The following is a 25,327-nucleotide window of genomic DNA, read 5'->3' as shown; positions in this document are numbered from 1 at the left end:
GGAGGCCACAAGCACAATCGAGCGAGCCATGCAGTTGGAGCCCACGTCCGCCTTGGTACATGGCAGCGCGGGAATGATCGAATATTTCGCCGGGCGGTATCAACAGGCGGTTGCCCTTTGTCGCAGAGGACTTCAACTCGACCCGAACTGTTACCGTTCGCTCTTCGTCCTGGGGCTGTCACTGGGGTACCGCCAAGAGCACGACGCTGCGATCCGGGCGCTGCGAAAGGCGGCCGCAACCGGCGATTCCCAGGCCTATGCGGCATTGGTACATGTTTACTGCTCGACCGGGCAGCGAAAGAAAGCGGAGGAAGTCTTCCGGGAGAAGCTCACGGGTGCGGCGGACCGGTGCGCGACTGCTTTCGCGTATGCTTCGCTCGGGAACCGCGCAAGTGCATTCCAGGAATTCTTCACAGCCGCCGCGAATCGGACTCCGGCACTTGTGCTGGTGGGAGCCGACCCGCGACTCGACAAGCTGCGAAAAGATCCGCGATACCTGGACCTATTGGCCATGGTGGGTTTGCCGGTCCGCTGAATCGCAGCATCCTGGAAATTCTGCCCCGGTGCTCATGCTTACCACCGAAGTCCTCCTCTCCGACCTGCCGGAAGAAAACAAAGCTCCGGCAATGCCCGGCGGCATGGGCGACATGTACTAAACTCTTTTCTGATTAGTATGTGGCTCGCTGAGATCCTGCAACTCGGCCGTCAATATGATCGTGCGCTGGAGCAGATACCTCTCCTCATCCAACTCGATCCGTCATACTTCATCGGCTACTTTATCGCCGGACAGATTCGGCTTGAGCAGGGCCTGTTTGAAGAGGCTCTCGCAGAACTGCGCAAAGCAGCTATCCTTTCCGGCAACGCGCCCATGGTCATGGGATGGTTGGGCATGGCGTTGGCAAAAAGCGGAGATACTGCCGGGGCGCGCGGAATCCTGGCAGCTCTTCATCCCGCCTCAGCACAGTTTTACATTCTGCCAACAGCCTTTGCCTGGATTCATCTCGGTCTCGGCGAAATCGACCAGGCTTTCGAATGGATGGACCGCGCCGTCGAGGAGCGCGATCCCATCATCATCCCAATCCTGAGCTATGCCTTCCTCGACCCCATCCGCTCCGACCCGCGCTTCCAAGCCATCCTGAAGAAGATGAACCTTCCTTAAAGTGGGTACTTCGGCTCCCACGTCCGTTCGCCCGATCTTCGCTTCTTCGGTTCCTGTAACGAATCTTCCGTCGCTTCGCGATTCTGTACTACAATCCTCGTCCATTCCGTGGGGTGACGAAGCATGGCCACGACTGCTGCAAATGTTCCTCCCGTAATCCATTCCCTTCCAGGGCGTCGCTACGACCATCAGTTCTTCGCCGGCACCGCCATTCTCATGGTGGTCACCGTCCTGGCCGGCTTCGCTCGTACTTACTACCTCGCGGGAGTATTTCACGCGCCGTTGCCGAGCTTGATCATCCATATTCACGGAGCGGTTTTCTCAGGATGGCTTCTCCTTTTCATCGCTCAACTTTCTTTGGTTTCGCTTGGCAGGGTCGACCTTCATCGTCGGCTCGGAATTGTCGCCTTTCTCTACGCCGGCGTCATGATTGTGCTCGGGCTGCTCGCTGCGACAGATTCGCTAGTGCGAAAACTTGGTCCAGCGGGCCGGGATCCCAAGGTCTTCTACATCATTCCAGTCACGGAAATCCTCGCCTTTGCCATCCTGATGGCTTTCGCGTTTCGCTACCGCCGCATCCCAGCCACTCACAAACGGCTCATCTACGTGGCTAACGCGGCTCTAGTGCTACCGGCAATCGCCCGCATGGCCGCGGGCTCTCTAAAAGGGAACAACCCAGTCTTGGCGCTGATTTCGAATAGCTTCCTTGTGCTGCTGGTCGCATACGATTACTGGTCCAACCGAAAAATTAGTCGCGCCACCGTCTATGCAAGCCTGTTCCTCATCTTCATCCAGCAAGCTCGCGCGCCTCTGAGCCACACCGCTACCTGGATCTCTTTCGCCGCCTGGGTCCAGCACGCGGCCCACCGCATTATCTGATTTCGGGCGCTTCGAAATCGTCCTCACTTCCGATCGGCATTCCCGGCGGCGGTGTCAGCGGCTTCGTCGGCTGCATCTCGCGTCCCGGCCTCTCCTCGAAGTTCCTGATCTGCTCGGCGGTCATCATTAGATGGGCTCTCTCGGATTCGCTCGCAGCCTTCTGACTCGCAGCCCACTCGCGCAGTTCTTGGAGCTTCAGCCGCACCATCGCCCGAGCTTCTGCCGACGTCTTCTGGTCATCCGCCAGCGTAATCATCTGCGCGAGTGCTACGTCGGCGACCGTTCTTTGAATCGCCGCCTCGCGTGAATTCTTCGCAGGCGACTTCCACGCCACATCGATCAGTCGATCCAGCACCTCGCCCAAGCCCAACTGCGCTTTGTCATACGCGTGATGCTGAACCAATCGCGCGGCTCGCTCCGGGTCGAGCAAGAACGAAATCGTCCTTTGCGCGCCGGCTTCCGCCGCACCGAGCGGATCAAACGTCAATCCTGTCCGTCCTTTGAAGCTCTCCCGCCGATCTTCATATCCCGCCGGATGCGGCGCCAACATCGCAATAATCCGATCCGGCAAATCCAACGTCTCCGGCGAAATCGTCTTCAGAACTTCCGTCAGCGCCGCTCGCTGTTCCGTCGCTGGAACCGGTGCTGTCGGCGTCTGGCCATCTCCGCGTACCGCGTACGTGTAATACTCGCCCCCAATCACCTTCGTCGCAGCCACCGTCTGGTAGCGGTGATAGAAGTAGATCGGCACCAGCGTGTCCGAAAGCTGCCCCATCGGCGTTCCGTTCTGAATCGCTGCATCTGAGAAGTGCTCCAGCGCGTTCTCCCGTACCGCCAGCACGCGATCCAGGTCGTTAACCGGGTCCTTCCCGTTGTCCCACAAATGCACCTGCGGATGCGCGCTCCCGGGAGGCCTCGCGTCCTGATCCGTCAGGAACGTCAGTCCTCGTTCCCGCGCCTTATCGATGATCCCGTTTAAAGCTGCCTTCTCATTCGTTCCCGGCGCAAAATCCGAATACCCATACTGAATAGTGACCTTGTCCCAATCACCGATCCCCGTCGCATAGGCGTCGCTCAAATCCAGCGATCCGTCCTGCGCCAGCTTCACCAGCGGATGCGGATAGTCCATCACAGAGGCCCGACCCTGCGCGCTCGAAATGTAGTTGTGCATCAGCCCCAGCGTATGCCCCGTTTCATGTGCCGCCAGTTGCCGAATACGCGCAAGCACCGTCTGCAGTATTCGCGGATCGGCCTTCCGTCCATTCTTGTATGGCGACAACAATCCTTCGAGAATCTTGTAATCTTGCCGCCAGCGCAGCGAATCCAGCGACACGTGCCCGTTGATGATTTCTCCCGTACGCGGATCGACAATAGGGTTCCCATAAGCCCAGCCTCGCGTCGACCGGTGAATCCACTCGATCACGTTGTAGCGGATATCCATCGGATCGACACCCGGCGGCAGCACCTTCACCTGGAACGCGTTCTTGAACCCCGCCGCCTCGAACGCCTGGTTCCACCAGCTCGCACCCTCGACGAGCGCCGACCGTATCGGCTCCGGGACGCCCGATTCTACGTAATAGACGATCGGCTTCACCGGTTCACTCACCGCGGCCGTGGGGTCCTTTTTCTCCAGCCGCCACCGCGCGATGTACCGCTTCACAATCGGCTCTCCCGGGGGCGCGCTGTAATCCATGTACTGGATTCCGAAGAACCCCGCTCGCGGATCGAACTCCCGCGGCTTGAAGTTTCCATCCGGCAGTTGAATAAAAGAGAAATGCTCCCGCACCGTCACCGCGTTCGGATCAGGCGTAACCTCGCGCACCAGTTTTCCGGGATCATCGCTGATGAACGTGAGAGTGCTTTCAACCTCTGTGTTTTGCGGAAAGTTCTTCGTGTTTTCGAGGTAAATGGCCGACCGCGCCGCATCGATCTTGAACGTGCCCTGCTTGGTCCGCTTCAGAGTCTCGATTACCCCATGCGGATCGCTGAGAAAGAATGGCGTCGCATCCACCAGCACGTGCCCGTTCTCCTGCGCCGCCACCTCGAAGCCCGTCAGCACCGATTTCGCGAACGCATCCGCCACTGCCCGCTGCTCCGCCGGATTCTTGCTGGTGGCGCGATACTCATAATTCATCTGCACCAGCAGAACCTTCGGCCCAACGCGCTCGAACCGCACCACACGCGGCTCACCAAACTGCCCGCGATCTAGCCCGATGTCGTTCGACCCTACCCCCGCCGGAAGCCCATCCAGGAACAGGAACTCCGTATTGAAATTGTCGATCTCCAGCCACACCTTCCCGTGCCGCTCGTCCCAATAAAACGGGAAGAACCCCGGCCGCTTCTGCATGTCCTTTGTCTTCTCCGCAATACTCGGCAGCGGCTTATCTTCGTTTTTGCTATTTGAATTCTGCGCAACGCTCGCGCAAGGAAGGATCAATGCCAACAGACACACCAGGACCGACAGTTCTTTCAACGAATACTCCAAAGATAAAAAGGTAACGAATTATACCGGGATTTTAAGTATTAGGAACAAGCGGATTCCGAGAGACCAACCCTGCGAGAGTCGCCGGTTCTTCGGTTCCTCTTGCGATCATCCGATCTTCCGATCCTTTGTCACCCGATGCGCATACGCTCCCGGCGGATTATGCGCGGTAGTCGTCCCAGCCTTCTTGTACAGTTCCGTGGCCTTCTCTTTGTGCCCAAGCTTCTCGTAAGTTTCCGCCATCAGGCACTGAATGAATGGATCGTTCTGATTGGCCTTCTGCAGATTCTCGAGCGCCGTCTTGTAGTCCCCCGTGTACAGCGCGACATATCCGACGAGATACGGGAAAAACTGAACCTGGTTCGGATTCGTTCCCTTATCGAGAATCGCCTTTGCCGCCGCAACGTGCTTCTCCGCCTCGGCTTTATTCCCTCGCCGCGCCGCAATCCGCGCCTGCGCGTGCTCCCATCGGAAGTTCCACAGGTCCACACGGTCCGGCTTGATGTTCGGCTCCTTCAATCCGAGATCGTGACCCATCTTGTACCACTCTTCTGCAGCGTTCAGGTCGCCGTTATCGATGCACACCCGTGCGCCCTCATCGGCGACTTCGCCCTGCTGGTAATAGTTCTGCTCGCTTTTATAAAACTCGAGCACTTTCTGTTCGTAGTCGAGTGTCTTTTTGCAATTCCCTTCGAACGCCCACGACATCGCCGTCGCGCGATTCGCCTGGGCTTTCTGTTGCGGCGTCGGCGCAATCTCCACCGCTTTCGCGAAGTGCTTTCGCGCCTCATCACCCTTATCCATCAGGTCCAGCACGTTGCCCGCCCCGACATTCGCCGCAAACGCATCCGCCGGAACATTTGTGTGCTCCTCAAATATCTTCAGTGCTTCGGCGAGTTTCCCCTCGCGCGCCAACTGGTTCGCCTGCCGCACGAATTCTGGCTGCGGCGGACCCTGCTGACCACCTTGCGCCGCGCTTTGAGTTTGAGCAAAAAGCAGAACAGAGAACAAAAGCAAGTTGATGACGGAAACGATCTGTTTCATAGCGCCGGAAATTATCGCACGACCAGCGCCCTCCGGTCGGCACCCTCCAAATCGCGGTACTCCACCGAGCCGGCTATGCAAACCCTGGGCTCAAAGTTCGGTCAAGGCGCGCGTTCGCGCTATGCCATTGCGCGCCGAATGCGCGACCATTTAGATGATTCGTCGAAGGAAATGGAGAGGGCGAATCATGTGGCTTCGCCGCGATAAAGCGCGCCGCCCAACCTCCCCCGAGTTCGGGCGGCGCTGTACCTGTCTACAGCTCTCACAGACTGGCTCTTTAGTAGCACGAAAGACACTACCAAAACCAGCACTCGAATCTACATCTTTCGTCGTAGTGATCCAATTCAAGAGCGGATACTCACGGATTGGTAGCTCATACCCCGCCAATCTGCTTCAAAGTGCGTTTGGCCCGGCCAAGACCTCTTCTCGGCCGCGAGGGACGAGTGGCGCATCCCGCATATGCAAAAACCAGTCTTGCACCACGACGCGCCCAAATCCATTTGTCTTCAACAATTGCCGTCCAACAAGGTTGCGTAAGACCGGCGGAACTCGTTTTGCCCAACGCTCAACCCCGCCGCCCCCGCTCGCAAATCTTTCTCGCAGCATCACCGCGTACCGGTCAACTTTTTGTCTACCGTAATCGCCTCGCGCCGCACGGATTACTTCTGCCGCCATCAATCCCGACTCCACCGCCGGCCGGATCCCCTCTCCACTCTGCGGATACGCCAACCCCGCTGAATCCCCAATCAGCAACACCGCGTCTTCGACGACCTTCCTTTTCGAGTGCCCGAAAAGAAAGTACGCGTGCCCCGAGTACCGTCGCGGCCTCTCCAGCCTGAACTTGCCCGCTCGCTCCATCGCCGCCGCAAATAGGTTCAAGTGCTCCGGCAGCTTATGCGGATCCAGCCGTCCAAGCCCGATGTTGAGGAAATTACCTTTACGAAACAACCAGCCGTACCCTGCCAGGTCGCGGCAGAAGTAAAGCTCCGGCGTAACCCCCCGGACCGTACACGCGTCCGCCTCGCGCGGCGTCATCTCGAATTCCACCTCGCGCGCAACTACCGGCTGCGGCTCGTCGCCATTTCCCAGCCATCGCGCGACTGGACAGAAGTGCCCCCCCGCGCCCACCAGCATCCGCGCCCTTATTTCATCATTGATCAGCCACCCATCCGCCGTCCGTTCGATGCTGATAATGGAAAAGTCCTCACGCAACCGCGCTCCCGAGCGTCGCAGCAGGTAATCGTCGAACTCGCATCGCCGAATCCCGTAGCTAACGACCTTGCCGCAGTTAACGTAGACCTCCCGCTGCCCAATGGCGCCCGTTTTGAATGAAGTGATTGGCTGGAGAGTGCGCAAACGCGCGTAGTCCTCAATATCCAGTTCAAGTTCCTCGACCACCAACGGCGTGATCCATCCGCCGCACAATTTATCTCTCGGAAACTTCGCCCGGTCGACGATTAACACGTCGAGCCCGGAGTTTCGCAACGCCCACGCGCACGACGACCCCGCAGGACCGCCGCCGACTATCACGATATCGCACGAATCCATGGCTCGTCCGATTCCCGCCGCTCCAATCCCTCGTACAGGTACGACCGGTTCCACGGGATCGTCTTGCACTCACGCGCCGCAAACACCACCTGGAAAAGTTGCAAGGTCCCGGTTCGGAAGCCCGCGATCGACCCCGCCAGGTACAACCGCCACATTCGGGCAAAATGCGCGCTGTATTGTTTTTTCACATCATCAACTGAATTCTCGAACCGCTCCAGCCAGTTCTCCAGCGTCTTCGCATAGTGCATACGCAGGTTTTCGACATCCAGGACGGTGAGATCCTGCGGCTCGAAAATATCCATCACGCTGCGCAACGTGGGTGGGTGCCCGCCCGGAAAGATCCGCTTCTTTATCCAGATGCTAAGTGGCCGATCGTAGTTTCTACCGATGAAGTGCAACAGCCCTCGCCCAGTATCGCCGATTGCCCGGTGAATGATCCTGCCCAGTTCTTTGTAATGCTCGGGTCCGACATGCTCCAGCATTCCGACGGACATGAATGCGTCGAACCGGCCCCGGATATTCCGGTAGTCGTCTTCAATAAACTCAACCTGGCTGGAGAGACCTTCGCGCCGCGCACGCTCTCGTGCGAACGCAACCTGCTCGTGCGATATGTTGTACGCTCTCACGCTCACGCCGTAGTTGCGCGCCATGTGCAGCGCCAGTCCGCCCCAACCGCACCCGGCTTCCACCACGGTCTCGCCCGGCTGCAACCATATCTTCCGGCACACATGGTCCATCTTTGCCACCTGTGCCGCCTCCAGCGACGCGTTCTCTTCGGGGAAATACGCGCAGGTGTACTGCATCTCGGAGTCAAGCCATTGCCGGTAGAAATCGTTTCCCAGATCATAATGATGATGGATGTGTTTGCGCGACCCGCTTAGAGTATTTCGCTGCGTCCACAGGATCCAACGTGCCAGCAGGCCCGGCCTCACGCCGCGACGCGCGTTATAGATCTCTTCGAGTCCTGCCAGCAGGTCGCCCTCAATGATGACCTTGCCGTCGCTGAATGCGTCCCCGAACGCCAACTCGCCACGCGCCACTACATCCAGCAGCGTTTTGCGATCGGCAAAACGAATTCTCGCAACCGGGTGTCGCACCGGCGACGCCTCTTCTCCACCCGTATCCAGCACTAGGTCCAACGCTGCGGGACCCAGCATCTTGCGTACACTCTGCAGTAACCAGCGATCAACCCGCGAGGCTGTCTTCCTCATTTTCACCTCTCAGTGCGTCTGCCGGATTCGGCAAGTTTCACTCCAGGCTTTCTCTTTATTACCCCCACCGCCCAGAAAATCAAGCCCATCGTGTCTTTAGACATAGATTCGCGCTTGACATTGCGGTTGCATTTACACCCTGTGATGCCTTTCGAACGTTCCCGCGGGGCTTTGTGTGTTCCCGAACGTCCGTGGGCTCTGTGTTCCGGCCCGAAATCCTACCCCACCACACGCCCCGAGCGCCAGTCAGCATTTCGATATAATCAAATGTTTGACTATGTCCAACGCACCTCTTCATGATCGGCTGGCATCTTTCGGCGGACGTTTGGGCCAGTACTGCGGCGCTGAAACTGCCGCCTCGTTCGGCGATCCCGCCCGGGAATTCGCGGCCCTGCGCACCGCCGCTGGCGTGTTCGATCTCGGCTGGCGCGGCATGGTAGTCCTCGCCGGCTCCGACCGCCAACGCTGGCTCAACGGCATGGTCACCAACAACACGCGCGACCTCCCACCGAACCACGGCAACTACAACCTGGTTCTGAACGCCCAGGGACGAATCCAGGGGGACCTCACCAGCTACAATCGCGGCGAGTATTACCTGGTCATCACCGACGCCGACCAAATCGAAAAGCTCGTGGCCATCTTCGACAAGTACATCATCATGGATGATGTCGAAGTTGCCGACGTAAGCGACAAACTCACCTCCATCGGAATCGCCGGACCAAACTCCCGCGACGTGCTTGCCAAGGCCGGGTTCAATGTCCCAGACCTCGGGCCGGGCGAAGTCGTCGATCTCGACTGGCACAACATCGGTATTTCCGTCGCGCGTGACCTCGGAGACCGCGGCGGGAGCTACGAAATCTGGTTCGCTCCCGGCCACGCCAATGCCATCTGGGATGCGTTGGTCTCCGGAGGCGCAACTCCGGTCGGATACGAAGCCCTCGAGTGGCTCCGTATCCTTCGTGGAATTCCGCGCTACGGCGTCGACATGACGGAACGTTATCTCCCCCAGGAAACCGGGCAGGACCGCGCCTTGCACTTCGCCAAAGGCTGCTATCTTGGACAGGAAATCGTCGAGCGCATCCGTTCCCGCGCCCTGCTCCACCGCGGCCTTGCAGGATTCATCGTCGAAGGCCCCGCACCTGCACCCGAAACCGCCATTATGGCCGGAGACAAAAAGGTTGGGGAAATCACCAGCAGTGCGGAAATTCTCATGGGCGGCTCAAAGAAGACTTTGGGACTCGGTTACATCCGAACCGAATCGAGTACCCCCGGAACCGAAGTTCGCATCAACGAAGCACGCGCCATCGTAAGCGCGCTTCCATTTACAGTTAAGGATTGACGCAGTCTATGGCAGAACAAAAGAAAAACGACTTTGTTGTAAGCGATCGTCGCAAATTTACCAGCGAAGGCGACCTCCGTCCTGAGGCAAGCGACGAATCTCCGGCAGAGACTCGCGACGCTGCCTCACCTCTGCCCCAGTCAGAGCATGCGCGTTCACAAACCGCTCAGGAATCTTCTGGTGTCAAACATTCGCCCCAGTCAGCGGCTGTGGATACTCCCACTGCTGATGATCAGCCCCTCTCCCCATCCGCCGACGAGCAGCGCGAACAGGCCGCGGCCTACAAGTCGCAGACCGCCGACATCGATGCGCGCATCCAGAAGGAACTTGATCAACGCAGCCCGGGCCGCAAGGCCTCCGATTTCGAGATGACCTTCGACAAATTCGTCGCCTCGCTCTACATGACCGCGCTCATGCAACTCGGCCTCGTACAGGAGCAGGGCATGCAGGCTCGCCCCGATATTATGGCCGCGCGCCAGACGATCGACACCATATCCATTCTGGCTGAGAAGACAAAGGGCAATCTCACCGCCGCCGAAGACACCCTGATGCAGAACGTGCTGTATGAACTGCGCATGGCTTACATCGAGGTCACGAACGCCTTTGCCCGTGCCCCGCAAGGCCCCGTTGATCCAAACGCCGGACTGAAGTAGCTCGCGTAGCGCCGGCCCGGTCCGGCCACGCTTGGCAAATGCGCAGGAGCTTGAACTTTTTTCGGGACTTTCAATGAATGCGACTCTGACCGTGCTCGGAAGCGGTACCTCGATGGGAGTGCCTACCATTGGCTGCTCCTGCCGCGTCTGCCGCTCCACCGATCCCCACGACCGCCGTACCCGCCCATCCATCATGGTCGAGTGGGACGGTCATCAAATTCTCGTCGACACTACGCCAGACTTCCGCGAGCAGGCCCTGCGCGAGCACATCACCCGCGTTGACGCCGTGCTCTACACCCACGGCCATGCCGATCACATCCTCGGTCTCGACGATCTCCGCCCGCTCAGTTTCCCGCGTATCACCGGCGGCCCGAAAATTCCGCTATACGCAAACGAAAAGACCGCCTCTGTCCTGCGCAGCGTCTTCAAGTACATCTTCCAGGACGATTACAAGTTCGGCGGCATCGCCCAGGTCGAACTCCGTGATATCAGTGGCCCCATCGATTTATTCGGAAAGACCTTCGCACCCATCCCGGTAGTTCACGGCGAAGCCGAAATCCTTGCCTACCGTTTTGGAGATGCCGCCTACATTACCGATTTCAGCTCAATCCCCGAATCTTCGATGTCTCAGTTGCAAGATCTGGACATTCTTTTCCTCGATGCCCTGCGCCACACGCCGCACCCGACGCACTCCACTGTCGCGAATTCGCTCAGCATCGTCGAAAAGCTCAAACCTAAACGCGCTTTCTTCACGCACATCTGCCACGACCTGCCCGACGCCGAGACAAACGCTTCGCTGCCCGACGGCGTGCGGCTCGCCTACGATGGCCTGCGCCTGCAATTCCAACTCTGACCATGCAGATCTTCCGTAAATTCCAGGATATTCCCGCCGATTTCGGCCCAACCGTTCTCAGTGTCGGCAATTTTGATGGCATCCATCGCGGCCACCAGCACGTGCTGAACCGCATGACCGAACGCGCGAAAGAACTCAACGCGAAGAGCCTCGTCGTCACCTTCGATCCTCACCCAATCCGCATTCTCCGCCCCGACCACGCGCCGCCGCTCCTGACGCCGCTTCCGCAAAAACTCAAGCTGCTCGAGAAAACCGGCATCGACGCCGTCCTCGTTCTGCCCTTTTCGCGCGATCTCTCCATGACGCCGCCCTTCGAATTCGCCGAGGAGATCCTCGCCTCCGCACTTCACGCCGTTGAAGTCCACGAGGGTTTCAACTTCCACTTCGGCCATAAGAAAGAAGGCAACGTCGAGCGCCTCAAGGAATATGGCCACCGCCTCGGCTTTGAAGTCGTCATCTACCAGGCCATGCACTGCCGAGGTCACATCCTCTCCAGCAGTGATGTCCGCCGCCTGGTCCAGGCCGGCAACATGGCCCGTGCGCGCCATCTCCTCGGACGCCCATTCAGCATCGTCGCCAATCCCGGCCGCGGCCGCGGCTACGGGCGCAAGTACACCGTGCCAACCATTAACCTCAGCCGCTACGATGAGCTCATCCCCAAAATCGGCGTCTACATCACGCAGATCGCCGTCAGCGGCGAAACTTTTGATGCAGTCACCAACGTCGGCGTACGCCCAACCTTCGGTCCCGACTCCTTCGCCATCGAAACACACATCCTCAACTTCCACCCCATAGACCTCGAACCCGAGACGCAGGTTGAACTCACTTTTCTCAAGCGTCTCCGCGACGAAAAGAAATTCCCTGACCCCCAGGCCCTCAAAGAACAGATTGGCAAGGACATACGCAAGGCCCAACGTTACCTGCGGCTCATGCACAGTCTGCAACGTTAGTGTTATGCACCGAAACATGGTATTCTCCGCCGGTTTGTATTACGGTAGGTACCCGGCTCACTAATGCGGGTCTGTTTAGACCGACATGGAGGAAGAAATGAGAAGTATCCGTATCGTATTTTTGCTTGCCGTTGTCCTCGGCCTTTTGATCCCCACCGTCGCTTTCGCACAGAGCGGCGCGGATACCTATAAGGCGAAGTGCGCGATGTGCCATGGCCCCGACGGGAAGAAGGAAATGCCGGCCATGGGCGTAAAACCGCTCACCAGCCCCGAGGTTCAGAAGATGACCGAAGCCGAATTGGCAACCGTCATCACCAATGGCAAGGGCAAAATGCCGTCTTACAAAGGCAAACTGACGGACGACCAGATCAAGGCCGTCGCCGCCTTCGTCAAGACCCTGAAATAATCTGCGTCCGAAGGTTTTACCGGCCCCATCCGGCGTCTCCGGTGGGGCTCTTCATTTGGAGTGGTAAGTTCCCGCGCCCTCCACATCTGCCGCATTGACCACGATGCAGGTCTTTCCTGGTTGGGATTTGCGAATCGCCGCTGGTGCCATTACCATCGTCGCAGAGAAACTTTATGCTCAAACGAACTCTTCTTCTCTGCGCAATCCTGTTCGCTTTCGGAGTTCTAACTGCCTCTGCCCAGAGCGACTCGAAGACGCTCTACGTTCGCAACTGTTCGCTCTGTCACGGAATGGACGGCCACGCCCAAACATCGATGGGCAAAGCCCTCAAAGCCGCCGATCTTACCTCGCCAGTTGTCCAGTCGAAGACTGACGCCCAGCTCAACACCCAGATCGCCAACGGTAAGGGCAAAATGGCTGGCTATGAAAATATCCTCGGCAAGAAGGGCGTCGAAGACATGGTGAAGTACGTGCGAACCCTCGCCCCGAAGAAGCAGTAGAAGCGGCACAAGGCACAAGGCACAAGGCGTCGAAACCATCGCTTTTTCTTGCACCTTGTACCTTGTACCTGTGCACCTCACTCCATCATTTCCAGCGGAATCGCTTCTGCCTTCGTCTTCTTATCCGGCACTTGTATAAGCACCGTCGCCGACAGCGTCACCACGATTCCGACGATCTGCGCTGCCGTCAGCGTCTCACCTAGCGCCAGCGCCGCGATCACGATAGCGAAAACCGGTTCGAGGCAGCACGTCACAATCGCCTTCGTAGCGTCGAGGTACTGTAGTCCCGTGAAGTAAAACGAATACGGAACCAGCATCGACCCTACCGCAAACGTCAACAGGAACACCCACTGTCCCGGCGTATAGTGCGCCGCCACAATCTTCCATGGCGGATTCACAATCAGCCACAACGCTCCGGCACCCATCATCGAATAAAGGAAGACGCGCCACCGATCGGTCTCTTCCACCAGCGTCCGCCCAAATACGTTCGTGAACGCGAACGCGAATGCCGCAGTCAGCCCCGCCGCCACGCCGATCACGTTAAAGCGCAGATCGTGCGTTCGTAGTCCGAGAAATGGCGGCGCGCTGCTCCACCGCGTCAATCCGATCGCCAGCACCGACCCCACCAGCGCCATTGCAACCCCCGAAAGCCGCTGTATTGTCGGTGGTTGCAACCGTCGCGCCAGCATGTAGATCAGCACCATCGCCGGCGCGAGATACTGAAGAATAATCGCCGTCGCCACCGTCGTCTTTTCCAGTGCCAGGTAGTAGAAGTAATTCGATCCCGCGATCCCCGCCGCCCCCAGCAGCATCGCCCGCCACAGTTCCCCGCGCGTCAGTCGGACCCCCTTCGTCCCACGCCGCACCAGCAAAATCGGCAGGAGCAGAAGAAAAGTAAACGTAGTACGGGTCTGCGAAAGAATGACGGGATCAATCGGCTGCAGCGTCGCTCCGCCCAGGTGAAATCTGCCCGTGAAGATCGCCCGCCCAAGCGTAGCGCTCGACCCCCACGAAAGTGTGGCCAGTGCAATAAAGAGATACCCACGGAGACTTCCATGGGATGGCGAGTTGGCAGGTGCGAGCGCGGCGCTAGTCTGCGAGGAGCTTTTCAATTCGGTCCGGGTCAAAGCCGATCAAAACCTCGTCGCCGATGACTATCGTCGGCGTACCCCGGCTATTGTATTTCCTGACCAGTTCGAAAACCGCCGCCTGGTCGGCGCTTACGTCCTTCTCTACAAACTGAATTCCTCGATCCTCGAGGAACGCCTTTGCGGCATAGCAGGGCGGTCAGCCGGGCTGCGAGAAGAGTATCACTTTTTTCGCTTCGCTCATGACTCCTCAATTCGATGCTCAATCCCCTGCGAACGATCTTCAAAAACATAGATGAACTGGGTGCCCATCTTTGCCTTCTTTTGCTTCTGCGGTTCCCTTCACGCGCGCCAGTGCCGCGCGATCATCGCCGGCCGACCTCCGCGGTTTCCTCCGCGTACTCGATCTCGTACGTGATCTTCGCCGTCTTCTGCAGCATGCCGGAAACCGAGCAATACTTTTCTTCTGAGAGTCCCACCGCGTCCTCAATTGCCTTCCGCGACACCTTCCCGCCGACGCGATAAATCAGCTTGATCTCTGTGTACACCATCGGCACCGTCGATGCCCGCTCCGCCTCCGCCCGCACCTCAAGGCTCGTGAAGGGCTCCCGCTTCTTCCGCAGAATGTTCACGATGTCCGACGCCGTGCAACTGCACAGCCCGATCAGCACCAACTCCATCGGGCTGTTCCCCGTCTTGTGACCGCCCGCGTCGACCACAATCGCATGTCCGCTCGATGCCATCCCTACAAACCGTTCGTTATCCGTCCACTGTGCGCTCGCGCTTGTCATCTACTCCTCCTGAAATTTGTTTTGAAGGGGCACCGCTTCAGCCGTTGCGTTTATTTGCCTGCCGCACCCCACCCCTGCGAATCCATGCCTCACGTCTGCTTACCGTGCCCCGCGTCTGCTTACCGTGCCTCGCGTCTGCCGCAGTCAGCAGACGTGGGTCTTTTCTCAGTGTATTCCATCCGTCATTCGACGTTCCTCATTCCCTCTCACTCGTCAGTGAAGGAACCGTAAATCCTCAATCTCCTGACCCGCCACTCTCTCCCGCCACCCTCGAATCGCGAGTGCCGAATGCAACACCCCCACCTCCTCATCCTTTCTAACTAGGGAAATGGCTTCCGGAAAGCCGCTTCGTGCGCTCTCAAGGGATGGCAAGGAGGTAACAAATGAAAGCTCTGCTCTGGCTCGCAATTCTGCTGTTCATCGCCTGGATCGTCTTCTGGGCCGTCGTGAAGGTCATCGGCGCCGTGTTCTGGATTCTCCTCGGTCTCGCCGTCGCCTTCTTCATCTTCCACCTGATCACCCGGGCCAGCACCGCCGCGCGAACCTGACCACCTCAGTTGCCCACTCAAGGGTCTGCTTCGAGGACCGGCTCTAGTCTCCCTGCCCCGCGTCGGCCGCAGCCGGCAGACGTGGGCACTCACCGGCTAAGCGGGTCTCCGGCTATAGCCCAGCGCTTCAGCCGATGTTGGAGGAGTACGAGCGGATTACGGGCTTTCACGAAACGAATCCGATGGCGATCTTTCATCATCGCCTCTCGCTATATGGGCCGCCTTGCGCACATTGCGGCAAGCCGCTGAGAACTCCAGCAGCAAAGGTGTGTGGTGCTTGTATGACTCCCGTTGCTCGTGGATAGGTTACGGTAAGACGAGTGCCTGTTGAAAAACTCACTTCGGTCGGGAGCACCTGAAAACCGATCGCGTCAGGATGTCCTATAAACGACGTTCCCGATTTTCGAGACATTTCTGGTCACCAAAATTGGTATCGATTTTCGATATCTGGGACGAAAAAGGACTTTTTCAACAGACACAGGCCTTCCCGTAACCTATCCAGCAACCCCGGATTGTTTATGAGAAGCCGATTTCCCGCCATCAATCACGTCGTGCTTCCACGGGAGAAGCCGCCCGTAAAAGCTCTTCGTCGCTGAAGGCCAGTTGAACAGCATGAAGTGTCAGCCAAATTTCTGCGATGTCAATTGGGAAATTCGGGGACGGGAAATTCGGGGACAGAAATTCGGGGACAGACGGGAAATTCCCCAATTTCTGCCCAACCCATCGCAATCTCACCGTGTCGCGTTCTTTGCCGGTAGAACGTGATTGTGCAGACGCAAGCATGAGAAACAAAATCGTATCCAATTACCTCTTGAGATTCACCACATTGTTTTCTGCACCCATCCACCAATTTTTCCCATTTTGAAACTCCCCGGAAATTTCCTCGCCCCAAACCGCCGAAACCCTTGACCTCACCATTTACAATAGTGCTGGACACAGTCCATCCAGCGGCGCCCCCAGTGGGCGCCGTAAGTTTTAGCTGTCGAAGTCCGTTTTCGGGTTACCCGATCATCGGTTCGCCGTGGATGTTTTTGTTGGTTTTCTACCCGATCTTCGGTTCTTCGGTTGCCGTTTCGCTCTTTTACATCCCGACATCGTCGCTGCGGTACACGGCCGCGCCGACGCTCCGCACAAGACCAAAATCTTGGGCCCACCGCCATCCGTCTTTGTTTCAGACGGATTCGCCCTTGCCTTGCTGCGGGCGACTCGGCCTTAGTTTCACTGAGAACCGCGAACCGAGAACTCGTTTTTTCGCGACTTGGGACCTGCGACTTGCGACCGATTTACGTCCGATAACAAGCAGCCCAATCGCACATTTTCCGCGCCCAAAATCCTGAAAACAAAGACCTTCATCGGCTTTTCAGATTTAAGTTCTTCCCTCTCAATATTTTACGGCCAAATTTTCCGTAACTCGTTGAAAACAGGAGGAGCGAAAACAGGGGGGTGGGTAGATCAACCGGCAACAATATCCGCAATCCGCTCCGACGCCTTCCCATCCCAAAGCGGCGGAATCCGATGCGGCTTGCGCTGACCATCGAGAACCTTGTCGAGTTCCCTGCGCAGCAGTTCGAGGTCGTGTCCGACGAGCACGTTCGTCCCGCACGTCACGGTGATCGGTCGCTCCGTGTTCTCCCGCACCGTGATGCACGGAACGCCGAGATAAGTCGTCTCCTCCTGGATGCCGCCCGAGTCGGTAAGCACCACCGCCGCTCGCCGCTGCAGCGCAAGGAAGTCAATGTAAGGTTTCGGCTCCAGCAGCAGTAACCGATCCGAAGCCGGAAGCGTCAGCCCAAGGTCGTGGATCCGCTGCCGCGTTCGCGGATGCACCGGAAACACCACCGCGATCCGCGCGCTGATCTTGCCCAGCGCCTCGAGCAGCGCCCGCAGCGACTCCGGATCGTCTGCGTTCGACGGCCGATGCAGCGTGACCAGGACGTACGCGGATGGAATGCCGTCCACCGACACTCGCTCCGCCGCCGGAAGCAGGCGGATCAGCGTATCGATCATCACGTTTCCGACCAGGAAGACTTTTTCCTTCGCGATCCCTTCCCGTTCGAGGTTGCGATCGCCATCGTCGGAAGGAGTGAACAGCAGATCCGAAAGCTGGTCCGTAACCAGCCGATTGATCTCCTCCGGCATCGTCCGGTCGAACGATCTCAGTCCAGCTTCGACGTGACCGATGCGAATCCCGAGCTTCGCGCACACCAGCGCAGCAGCAGCCGTAGAGTTGACGTCGCCGTAGACCAGCACGAGATCAGGTCGCTGCTTCTGCACCAGCGCCTCGAACCCGATCATGATCTCCGCCGTCTGCTTCCCATGTGGTCCCGACCCAACCCCAAGGTTGACGTCCGGAGCCGGAATGGACAACTGCTGGAAGAACACATCCGACATGTTGACGTCGTAATGCTGTCCGGTGTGCACCAGTACCTGCGTGACCCCGCGGCGCGCCGCCAGCGCGCGGTGAACAGGCGCAACCTTCATGAAGTTCGGACGAGCGCCCACAACATGCAGAATTTGCATAAGATTCTTTGTTTGCCAGCTCTCTTGGGATTCGTCTCAGCCTAGCACAGCACGCACGCTTCAGTGGCTGATGTCTTCGGTACGCACCACTTTGAACACGGTCATGAACAGGATCTTCAGGTCGAGCCAGAACGAGCAGTGCTGCAGATACCACGCATCAAGTTCCACCTTCTGCGGAATCGGAATCGTGTCGCGACCGTTGATCTGCGCCCATCCCGTCAATCCGGGAATGAGCTTGTCGACTCCTCGTTCGGTTCGCAGAGCAACCAGATCATCCTGGTTGAACAGCGCCGGACGCGGTCCGACAAAGCTTATGTCTCCCTTCAGAATGGAGAACAATTGCGGAAATTCATCCAGGCTGGAGCAGCGGAGAAACCCGCCGATCGGCGTAAGGTAAGCGTCAGGATCACGGAACAAGTGTGTCGCAAGTTGCGGCGCGTCGATTCGCATCGATCGGAACTTCGGCATCCGGAAAATGCGGTTATTAATGCCAACTCGCTCGCTCCAGTACAACGCAGGTCCCCTGTTGGTGAGCCGAATCAGAATGGCGATCACAATCATGGGAATTCCCATGATCAGCAACAACACCGTGGCAGCGACGATATCGAACACGCGCTTCGCGGCAAGATAGCCGCGAGTCGGCAATCGGAGATCGGCTACGGCACGGGCGGGTTGGGAGACAGTACTCATTTGCTTGCCAGGTACGCTTTCACCATCTCCTCTCGCGCTTGATCACCGTTGTCGGGCCAGACGAATCCTGCAGTCGCCAGTTTATCCGTATTCAGAGAAAACGAGTTGGTAAGTTTGCGCAGGGATTCAAGGTTGAGAGGTCCGTTAATCCCGAGCTTGGCGGCAGCGCTGAACGCAACTGCGCCGGTCCAAAGAACAGCGAACGGAATGTGCTTTGGGCGAGGACGTTTCATCCGATCAGCCAAGTCGTTGGTGAAGTCCTCAAGTAGCATCGGCGCACGATCCGCGATGTTATAGGCTTCACCCGGAATCCCTTTCTCGGCCAAGTAGACGAACGCCGCAGCTGCGGAACGAACCGACGCGAAGCTGCGCTCCACTTTGCGAGATCCAGCATGGAAGTAAATGCCGCGATCAATCGCCTTCATCAGGCTGAGCAGGTTGAACCGGACGTTCGCCCCGTAGGTGAGACATGGACGACCAATGAGGACCTCAAGTCCTCGACCGGCGAATTCATGGGCAAGATTCTCGACCTCGATCTTGGTTTCCGCGTAGAGGTTCTCGGGCGCTTGCGGCGCATCCTCTCGGACGCCGCAGCCTCGCTGGCCGTCGTAAACGTGTGCGCTCGAAGCGAGCACGACGCGACGAACCCCGAGGCGAGCAGCCGCTTCCAGCACGTTGCGCGTTCCGCCAGCATTCACGGCTCGCGCGCGCGTATGTTCCTCTTTGCTCGTAAGTGTCGTGTGCGCGACTCCGGCGAGATGGATCGCAATCTCCGAGCCGCGAAGCGCCCGCTCGACGGCGGCGGAATCGGTGACCTCGCCGGGAGCAGCGCAGACGCGGGATGGAAGCGTCCGTTCGTTGCCATTGCGCACCAGCGCTCGGACGGAGTGTCCCCGATCAAGCAGCAGTGGAACGACGTGTCGTCCGATGAAACCTGTTCCGCCGGTGACTGCAACGACCGCCATCAGAGAGCCTCGCCGGAGCGCGCCGGATTCGCTGCGAGCGGTCGGGCAACCGCACTCTTACCAGTGAGGTTCGCAAGTACATCGAGATACTGTCGTGCGGTTTGCTCACGCGACATCTTGGTGAGAATGTACGCCCGTCCATTCCGCCCGCAGCGCGCCCGCAGTTCCGGATTCGCGTACATCTCGCGGATTGCCTGAGCGATCGCCTCCGGATTCTCGGCTTCGACCGAGATCCCAGCTTCCGCGTCGCGAACAATCCTCTCTGCTTGTCCGCCAACAGCCAGCACAACCGGACGCCCGCACGACATGAATTCCAGCATTTTGGTTGGAATGACCGTCTTGAACACTTCCTGGTTCTTGAGCAATGCCAGGCAAACATCGGAGCTGTTGATGATGGCGGGGATGTTTTCACGTGGCTGCTGTCCGGTGAAGATGATGTTCGTCAGTTGCCGCTCTCGCGCACGCCGAACCAACTCTTCACGATTGCCGCCCTCGCCTACAAGTAGAAGCAGTAGCTTTGGAGAGGTCGACTGCAGTAACTGCGCGACCTCAAGAAGAGTCTCAAGTCCATGAGCCATTCCTATGGTCCCGATGTAGGAGACTACGAACTTGCCTTCAGTAACCCCGAACTTGCGCAGGATTTCGGAAGAACCCTGCGCGGGCGAGAAGCGATCGGTCTCTACGCCGTTGAGGACGATCGACATCTTCTCCACTGGAACACCCCAGACGGAGTTCAAGTAATCCTTAAAGGCGGGCGTAACAACTACTATGTGATCGCTGTGCTTGTAGAGGAAGCGAACGATCGAAGCTACTACCTTATATATGCGCGAATGTTCCGCGCCGAGTCCGACACCTTCCAGCGATTCTGGCCAGAGATCGCGCACCTCGAAGATGAATGGCACTCGCTTCAGGCGCGCGACGTTGTAACCAGCAATCGCAATCGGCAGCGGAGGCGAAGTTCCGATGACGACATCGGGGCGCTCCAGGAAAGCTCCGCGCATGGTCGCCGACACGCAGAACGAGCCGTAATTCAGAACGCGCTCGATTGGTCGGCGATTTGGATAAGGCAGCAGCCAGGTGCGGACGACATCCACACCATCCACCTGCTCGCGATAAAAGAGACGCTTGAACTTGTCGCGGTACTCGGGGATAACCACGCCGGTTGGGTGATTGGGAAACGCGGTGAGCACCGAAGCCTTATGTCCAAGCATTGCCCAGTGCCGGCTGAGTTCGGCGGCGCGGCCGGCGAGGGCGCCCATCTCGGGCGGGTAATGCTGGGACACGTAAAGAATCTTCATCTCAGTAGTAGCAAAGCTTGAACACGCTCTTGTACACCAGTGCGCGACTGCGCTTTACCCTGCTCTCCTGATAACGCTCCCAGCGCTCGGCAAATTCTTCGAAAAATGAGTCGCCGCTGAGCTTCGCCATGACGCGCAATTGAACGATGTGCAACCGGTGGTAGAACGGGCTGGCCATCATTTTCATGCGAGTGCCGGATTGTTCATAGAGCGACCAGTAACCGGTATCGTAACGAGCGAGGTTCGCCCTCAATGTCGCCAGCGAAGCTTCCCACAACTTCCGCGCTCGCTCATCGTTTGTAGCGACTACGAGGTCGTACACTCCCCAACTCGCCCACATGAAGCCGTTCAGAATGTGTGTCGGCGGCGAGACGATGTATTCCTCGATCCACCTGTGCCCTTCAGCATCGGTAAAAATGACTCCACTTTCTGCGACATCGGCAGTCATGGATTCGAACGCGCGGTTCGCAGCCTCGAGATATGCCATATTGCCAGTCTCGGCGTGTGCACGAACCAGCAGAGAAATTCCCTGTCCCTGCGCAAGACCGGAGTACCAGGGCGCGCGCAGAGGCGTCCGGTACTCGAAATCGAAATGATGGTTCCAGACCCAGAAACCCCCGGGGTTCGTCTCGAGGTTGGCGCCGAGCCAATCGGCAGCCCTGAGGAAGCGCTCGCGACGGCGGGGCTCGCCCGACTTCAAGTACAAGTTGAAGTTGCCCAGTCCATATTGCGCAATCGCAATCGGGTTGTACTGTGGACCAATTGCCCCCAAGTAGTCGAGCATGGGGATGCCGACGCGATCAAAAGTTCCGGCGTAGTCCGCCTTCTGCTCGAACACCATGTAATAGGGACCCAGGCGCGAGGGATCGAAGTTGTTGATGGCGGGGCGTTCGTGCCAGAAAGTCAACTGGCTCTGCGCTGGCGTGAGGTATGCGCCGAAGATTCGCCGGTAATAGTTCAGCCGTTTCTGCAAAATGCTCATGAGACTACGAGTAGGAAGCGACCCCTGATTTGCGCGCCTCCGTCTTTGTCGTGAGTAACTCGCGATAGATTTCTAAGATTCTGGATGCGTTGTGACGCCAAGTCAAATGCCCACAGACAAATGAACGTCCGGCGTCGGCGATTTTGTTCCGCTCATCCAGATGCCGCACTGCCCAGCGCAAGGCTTCGGCAACTGCGGTCGCAGTTCGCGGCGCGACCAGGTACCCGGTCTCCAGGTGGCGAATAAAATCCGACGGCCCCTGACCGTCACAGCCGACAGTGAACTTTCCCAACGACATCGCTTCGGCATACATGATGCCAAAGGCTTCGCGCCAACTCGGGAGACAGAAGATGTCGGCCGCCAACAGCTCGGACATTACCGATTCATGCGCGAGAGGTCCGAGGTAATGAAGATGCGAGGTTAGTCCGAGTTCGCCGACCCTAGATAGCAGTTGCGCGAATTCCGAGCCACCGCCGACGAGAACAGTCTCGATCTGTTCACGAATATCCGATTCGAGCGAAGCAATTGCTTCAATCAGCAACTCGAAACCCTTACTCGGCTCATAGTTGGAAACGGCTATGACACGGGCAGGGCGCATCCGGGGAATTCGAGTCGACGGTACGAGCTCTTGATATGCAACAAACCCGTTGTTAATGACCACGCAATGATCCGATCTGGTTGTGTATCGGCGGATGTACTCCAAGAGCGGTGAGCCTACGAGCACGACCTTGTCGGTCTCTTCCAGCATCCGCCCAATCTGGTCGCGCTTGGCTTGGCTGTCATCGAATCGCGGCGCGGTTTCGATGCCATGAATCGTGAGAAGGGATGGAATCCCCAGTTCCTCAGCGGCGGCCACAGCGACATACCCGAGTGGAATTCCGTGCGCGTGGATGACGTCTATTCTCGATTGCTCATGGATCGTTCGAACGTCGTTCACAAGCTGCGTAATGAAATGAGCGGCGTGAGTTCCCAACACGTACCGGGGCAGACTGAAGAATCTGGCGTTTGCAACCTGAAAACGTTCTGCAGCGTAAACGCTCGGATCAACCGGGCGCTTGCTGGTTCCTGCGATGGAGTTCAGAAAGCCGGGCAGCCACGGACGAGCGACCATCACAGTGACATCGCAGCCTTGTGCCGCCAGTTCGCGTACCTGGTCGAGCACGAATTTTCCCTGCTTATCGCCAGGATGCGACGGAAACAACGAAGTGAGTACGAGGACGCGTATGCCTGTGCTCGTCATTGTCGGGGCGCAGCGGCAAAGGCATGGAAGTCGAGTGCGACTGGCTTTCCGGTGCGGAGGCTTTCAGTGATGGCGAGCGTGGCCTCCGTTCCCGCGACAATCTCTCGAAACGGAATTGGCGACGCGCCGCCTTGACGGATAGACCTACTGAACGCCTGCCATTCCGCGATGTGTCCCTTATCCTGCCGCAGCGTCGATTTTTTTGTAGTTCTTCGTCCGTCCTTCACGAGCTCAAGCGTACGGAAATCGTCGAGTACAGCGACGCGACCGCCGCCGAAAGCTTCGACACGTTCTTTCCCGAATGCCTTATCACCTTCGGCGATGTAGGAAATGGATCCAATCGAGCCATTTTCAAATGTGAGGTTCACGACCACGCTGTCTGATGGATTCCCGGGCGAGGGTAATGCAGCGGCAAAAAGAGTTCGCGGCAATGAGCCAGTCAGGAAGATCAGGAAATCCATGAAATGGCAAACCTCACCGAGAATGCGTCCGCCGCCCTGCGAGGGGTCGTGTACCCAGTGATTCGCGGGAATCGCTCCCGCGTTGACGCGGTAATTGGCCGCGATTGGTCCGTGCACGGCGGAAAAAAATTGCTTCATGGCGACCGCCATTGGGGCGAACCGCCGGTTATAGCCGAGCATCAGCAGTTCTTCCCGAGCCGCTGAGTTTGCTTGCACAACCTCGGCTAGTTCCTCTCTTGTAAGACACAACGGTTTTTCGCAGAAGACGTGCTTGCCCGCATTCAGAGCCGCGACAACCTGCTGTGCGTGCAGGTGATGGCGCGTCGCAACCAGAACCGTATTGATAGACGAGTCACGAAGAATTTCGTTTTGATCGGTAGTGCAATAGCGGAATCCAAAGCGAGTCGCAGCATGCCGTCCGGTAGCACCAGTGGCGGTGCACACCCCGACAAACTCAATTCCTCCGGCTTTCTGCATCGCCGGCAACAACACTTGACCGCCAAAAAGTCCCGCGCCGAGAACACCTATTCGAATCGCTTCCTTCTTGCTGCTCGTGGATTCCGGAATCAGGTCTATTCGTCGCCGCTCATCAACGTTTTCGCGATAACGAATGAGCACGCCCATGAAACGCTCATTCTTCTTTCCAGTAATCAGGTCGTATGCTTGCGCGGCCTGCTCGATCTCGAATCGATGAGTGATGAGCGAGGACAGGGTGATCCTCGAATCGGCAACAAGTTGCAGGAACGCTTCCATGTTGCGCGACTCGGTCCAGCGCACGTACGACACCGGATAATCGTGCCCCTTTTCTTCATACTCGGGATCGTACCGTCCCGGGCCGTAGGAGCGCGAGATGCGGAAATCGAGTTCCTTCTCGTAATAAGATTTCCGCGGAAGCTCTGTCCCGACCGCGCCAACAGCGACGACGACCGCCCTGGATCGCGCGATGGTTCCGGCCACTTCAACCGGTTCGCTGCTCGTAGATGCAGCGGTGATGATGACAGCATCGGCCCCTCGATCTTTCGTACGAGAGGCAACGAGCGATTTGAATCCCTCCGCCTTGTTCGCGGTATCGTCACACCCGTTCTGTTCGGCGAGGTGACAGCGCTCGGTGTCGAGATCCATTCCGAGCACGATGCATCCGGCAGCCTTCAGCATCTGCACCGTGAGTTGACCAATCAGGCCAAGGCCGATCACGGCGACGGTTTCGCCGAGTTTCACCTCGGCCAGCCGAATCCCGTGGAGAGCGATGGCGCCGACGGTCGTGAAGGCTGCATCTTCAAAGCTGAACTTCGTCGACGGAAGCGGTGTCACCAGCATTCGCGGCACGGAAATGATTTCGGCGTGGCTCGCGTAGTTCATGCCGGAGCACGCGACACGATCGCCGACCGCGATGTCGGTGATACCTTCACCCACAGCGATGACAGTTCCGGCGCTGCTGTAACCCAGGCTGAGAGGCTGATCGAGACGGCTACTTACAGCATCGAGCGCGTTCAGCACACCTTCCCGTCGCGCCTTGTCCATGACTTGCCGGACGAGATCGGGACGCGCCTTTGCCTTTTGCAGCATGTTCTTCTCGGCGAACTCGATTACCATTCGCTCGGTGCCGGCTGAGACGAGCGACGCCGCATTTCGGACGAGCACATGTCCGGGTGTAAGGGCCGGGGCGGGAACTTCCTCGACGGTGCTTGCACCGGAGCGGACGGATTGGAACATCTGCTTC

23 protein-coding genes and 1 pseudogene are annotated in these 25,327 nt (G+C 58.1%); 10 read left to right on the top strand and 14 right to left on the bottom strand.

Going from position 1 to position 25,327, the window contains the following annotated elements; translation table 11 throughout:
- The 3 genes from ROO76_19350 to ROO76_19340 form a co-directional block, all read left to right on the top strand.
- Nucleotides 1-535: hypothetical protein (locus tag ROO76_19350; GenBank protein MDT8070330.1), on the top strand; the 535-nt coding region annotated here is incomplete at its 5' end.
- Between the two features lie 138 nt (nt 536-673).
- On the top strand, nt 674-1,159 hold the full coding sequence (locus tag ROO76_19345) for a hypothetical protein (GenBank protein MDT8070329.1): 486 nt from the start codon (nt 674-676) through the stop codon (nt 1,157-1,159).
- Nucleotides 1,160-1,282: 123 nt separating this feature from the next.
- On the top strand, nt 1,283-2,038 hold the full coding sequence (locus tag ROO76_19340; protein MDT8070328.1) for a hypothetical protein: 756 nt from the start codon (nt 1,283-1,285) through the stop codon (nt 2,036-2,038).
- Here the strand turns inward: ROO76_19340 and ROO76_19335 are convergent.
- The 4 genes from ROO76_19335 to ROO76_19320 all read right to left on the bottom strand — a co-directional run bounded on the left by ROO76_19335 (nt 2,031) and on the right by ROO76_19320 (nt 8,323).
- Nucleotides 2,031-4,511 carry a zinc-dependent metalloprotease gene (locus tag ROO76_19335; GenBank protein ID MDT8070327.1) on the bottom strand — a complete coding sequence of 827 codons (2,481 nt, stop codon included), beginning with the start codon at nt 4,509-4,511 and terminating at the stop codon, nt 2,031-2,033. The genes ROO76_19340 and ROO76_19335 overlap by 8 nt on opposite strands.
- 117 nt (nt 4,512-4,628) lie before the next feature.
- Nucleotides 4,629-5,564 carry a hypothetical protein gene (locus ROO76_19330; GenBank protein MDT8070326.1) on the bottom strand — a complete coding sequence of 312 codons (936 nt, stop codon included), beginning with the start codon at nt 5,562-5,564 and terminating at the stop codon, nt 4,629-4,631.
- Nucleotides 5,565-5,957: 393 nt separating this feature from the next.
- Nucleotides 5,958-7,112 (bottom strand): NAD(P)/FAD-dependent oxidoreductase, encoded by a 1,155-nt coding sequence (locus ROO76_19325; protein ID MDT8070325.1) that lies wholly within the window; start codon nt 7,110-7,112, stop codon nt 5,958-5,960.
- The gene (locus tag ROO76_19320; protein MDT8070324.1) at nt 7,091-8,323 is read right to left on the bottom strand and encodes a cyclopropane-fatty-acyl-phospholipid synthase family protein; all 1,233 of its coding nucleotides are present in this window, start codon (nt 8,321-8,323) and stop codon (nt 7,091-7,093) included. Before ROO76_19320 ends, ROO76_19325 begins: the two co-directional genes overlap by 22 nt.
- A 277-nt stretch (nt 8,324-8,600) precedes the next feature.
- Between ROO76_19320 and ROO76_19315 the strand changes: the two genes are divergently transcribed.
- The 6 genes from ROO76_19315 (at nt 8,601) to ROO76_19290 (ending at nt 13,024) form a co-directional block, all read left to right on the top strand.
- Complete coding sequence (locus tag ROO76_19315) at nt 8,601-9,662, top strand: aminomethyltransferase family protein (GenBank protein ID MDT8070323.1); 1,062 nt, start codon at nt 8,601-8,603, stop codon at nt 9,660-9,662.
- Nucleotides 9,663-9,670: 8 nt separating this feature from the next.
- The gene (locus tag ROO76_19310; GenBank protein MDT8070322.1) at nt 9,671-10,315 is read left to right on the top strand and encodes a DUF1844 domain-containing protein; all 645 of its coding nucleotides are present in this window, start codon (nt 9,671-9,673) and stop codon (nt 10,313-10,315) included.
- A 73-nt stretch (nt 10,316-10,388) separates the two neighbouring features.
- Complete coding sequence (locus ROO76_19305) at nt 10,389-11,168, top strand: MBL fold metallo-hydrolase (GenBank protein ID MDT8070321.1); 780 nt, start codon at nt 10,389-10,391, stop codon at nt 11,166-11,168.
- Nucleotides 11,169-11,170: 2 nt separating this feature from the next.
- The gene (locus tag ROO76_19300) at nt 11,171-12,118 is read left to right on the top strand and encodes a bifunctional riboflavin kinase/FAD synthetase (GenBank protein ID MDT8070320.1); all 948 of its coding nucleotides are present in this window, start codon (nt 11,171-11,173) and stop codon (nt 12,116-12,118) included.
- Between the two features lie 97 nt (nt 12,119-12,215).
- The gene (locus ROO76_19295) at nt 12,216-12,524 is read left to right on the top strand and encodes a cytochrome c (GenBank protein ID MDT8070319.1); all 309 of its coding nucleotides are present in this window, start codon (nt 12,216-12,218) and stop codon (nt 12,522-12,524) included.
- 173 nt (nt 12,525-12,697) lie between these two features.
- Nucleotides 12,698-13,024 (top strand): cytochrome c, encoded by a 327-nt coding sequence (locus ROO76_19290; GenBank protein MDT8070318.1) that lies wholly within the window; start codon nt 12,698-12,700, stop codon nt 13,022-13,024.
- Between the two features lie 77 nt (nt 13,025-13,101).
- Here ROO76_19290 and ROO76_19285 read toward each other — a convergent pair whose 3' ends face one another.
- The 3 genes and pseudogenes from ROO76_19285 to ROO76_19275 all read right to left on the bottom strand — a co-directional run bounded on the left by ROO76_19285 (nt 13,102) and on the right by ROO76_19275 (nt 14,903).
- Complete coding sequence (locus tag ROO76_19285) at nt 13,102-14,151, bottom strand: DMT family transporter (protein MDT8070317.1); 1,050 nt, start codon at nt 14,149-14,151, stop codon at nt 13,102-13,104.
- Nucleotides 14,114-14,299: pseudogene (locus tag ROO76_19280) on the bottom strand (glutaredoxin domain-containing protein). Before ROO76_19280 ends, ROO76_19285 begins: the two are co-directional and overlap by 38 nt.
- A gap of 178 nt (nt 14,300-14,477) precedes the next feature.
- Entirely contained in the window at nt 14,478-14,903 is a 426-nt protein-coding gene (locus tag ROO76_19275) for an OsmC family protein (protein MDT8070316.1), read from the bottom strand.
- 383 nt (nt 14,904-15,286) lie between these two features.
- Here ROO76_19275 and ROO76_19270 point away from each other — a divergent pair, with 383 nt between their 5' ends.
- Entirely contained in the window at nt 15,287-15,451 is a 165-nt protein-coding gene (locus tag ROO76_19270) for a hypothetical protein (GenBank protein MDT8070315.1), read from the top strand.
- Between the two features lie 1,452 nt (nt 15,452-16,903).
- On the opposite strand, the gene wecB is transcribed toward ROO76_19270, so the two are convergent.
- From wecB to ROO76_19235, 7 genes are read right to left on the bottom strand one after another with little or no spacing between them, the layout of a single operon-like run.
- The gene (wecB, locus tag ROO76_19265; protein ID MDT8070314.1) at nt 16,904-17,971 is read right to left on the bottom strand and encodes a UDP-N-acetylglucosamine 2-epimerase (non-hydrolyzing); all 1,068 of its coding nucleotides are present in this window, start codon (nt 17,969-17,971) and stop codon (nt 16,904-16,906) included.
- Nucleotides 17,972-18,031: 60 nt separating this feature from the next.
- Nucleotides 18,032-18,661, bottom strand: a complete 630-nt coding sequence (locus ROO76_19260) for a sugar transferase (protein MDT8070313.1) — start codon at nt 18,659-18,661, stop codon at nt 18,032-18,034.
- Entirely contained in the window at nt 18,658-19,626 is a 969-nt protein-coding gene (locus tag ROO76_19255; protein MDT8070312.1) for an NAD(P)-dependent oxidoreductase, read from the bottom strand. The genes ROO76_19260 and ROO76_19255 overlap by 4 nt, the downstream gene beginning before the upstream one ends.
- Complete coding sequence (locus ROO76_19250; protein ID MDT8070311.1) at nt 19,626-20,909, bottom strand: glycosyltransferase family 4 protein; 1,284 nt, start codon at nt 20,907-20,909, stop codon at nt 19,626-19,628. The genes ROO76_19255 and ROO76_19250 overlap by 1 nt, the downstream gene beginning before the upstream one ends.
- Nucleotides 20,910-20,925: 16 nt before the next feature.
- Complete coding sequence (locus ROO76_19245; protein ID MDT8070310.1) at nt 20,926-21,906, bottom strand: D-glucuronyl C5-epimerase family protein; 981 nt, start codon at nt 21,904-21,906, stop codon at nt 20,926-20,928.
- 4 nt (nt 21,907-21,910) lie between these two features.
- Nucleotides 21,911-23,146, bottom strand: coding sequence for a glycosyltransferase (locus ROO76_19240; protein MDT8070309.1), 1,236 nt, complete (start codon nt 23,144-23,146; stop codon nt 21,911-21,913).
- Nucleotides 23,143-25,320 carry a bi-domain-containing oxidoreductase gene (locus ROO76_19235; protein ID MDT8070308.1) on the bottom strand — a complete coding sequence of 726 codons (2,178 nt, stop codon included), beginning with the start codon at nt 25,318-25,320 and terminating at the stop codon, nt 23,143-23,145. The genes ROO76_19240 and ROO76_19235 overlap by 4 nt, the downstream gene beginning before the upstream one ends.
- Nucleotides 25,321-25,327 lie beyond the last annotated feature (7 nt).

This window comes from Terriglobia bacterium, from assembly GCA_032252755.1.
Taxonomy (GTDB): Bacteria; Acidobacteriota; Terriglobia; order Terriglobales; family Acidobacteriaceae; genus JAVUPY01.
The sequence above is the reverse complement of the archived record's forward strand: the minus strand, read 5'-3'. Positions and strand labels throughout refer to the sequence as shown.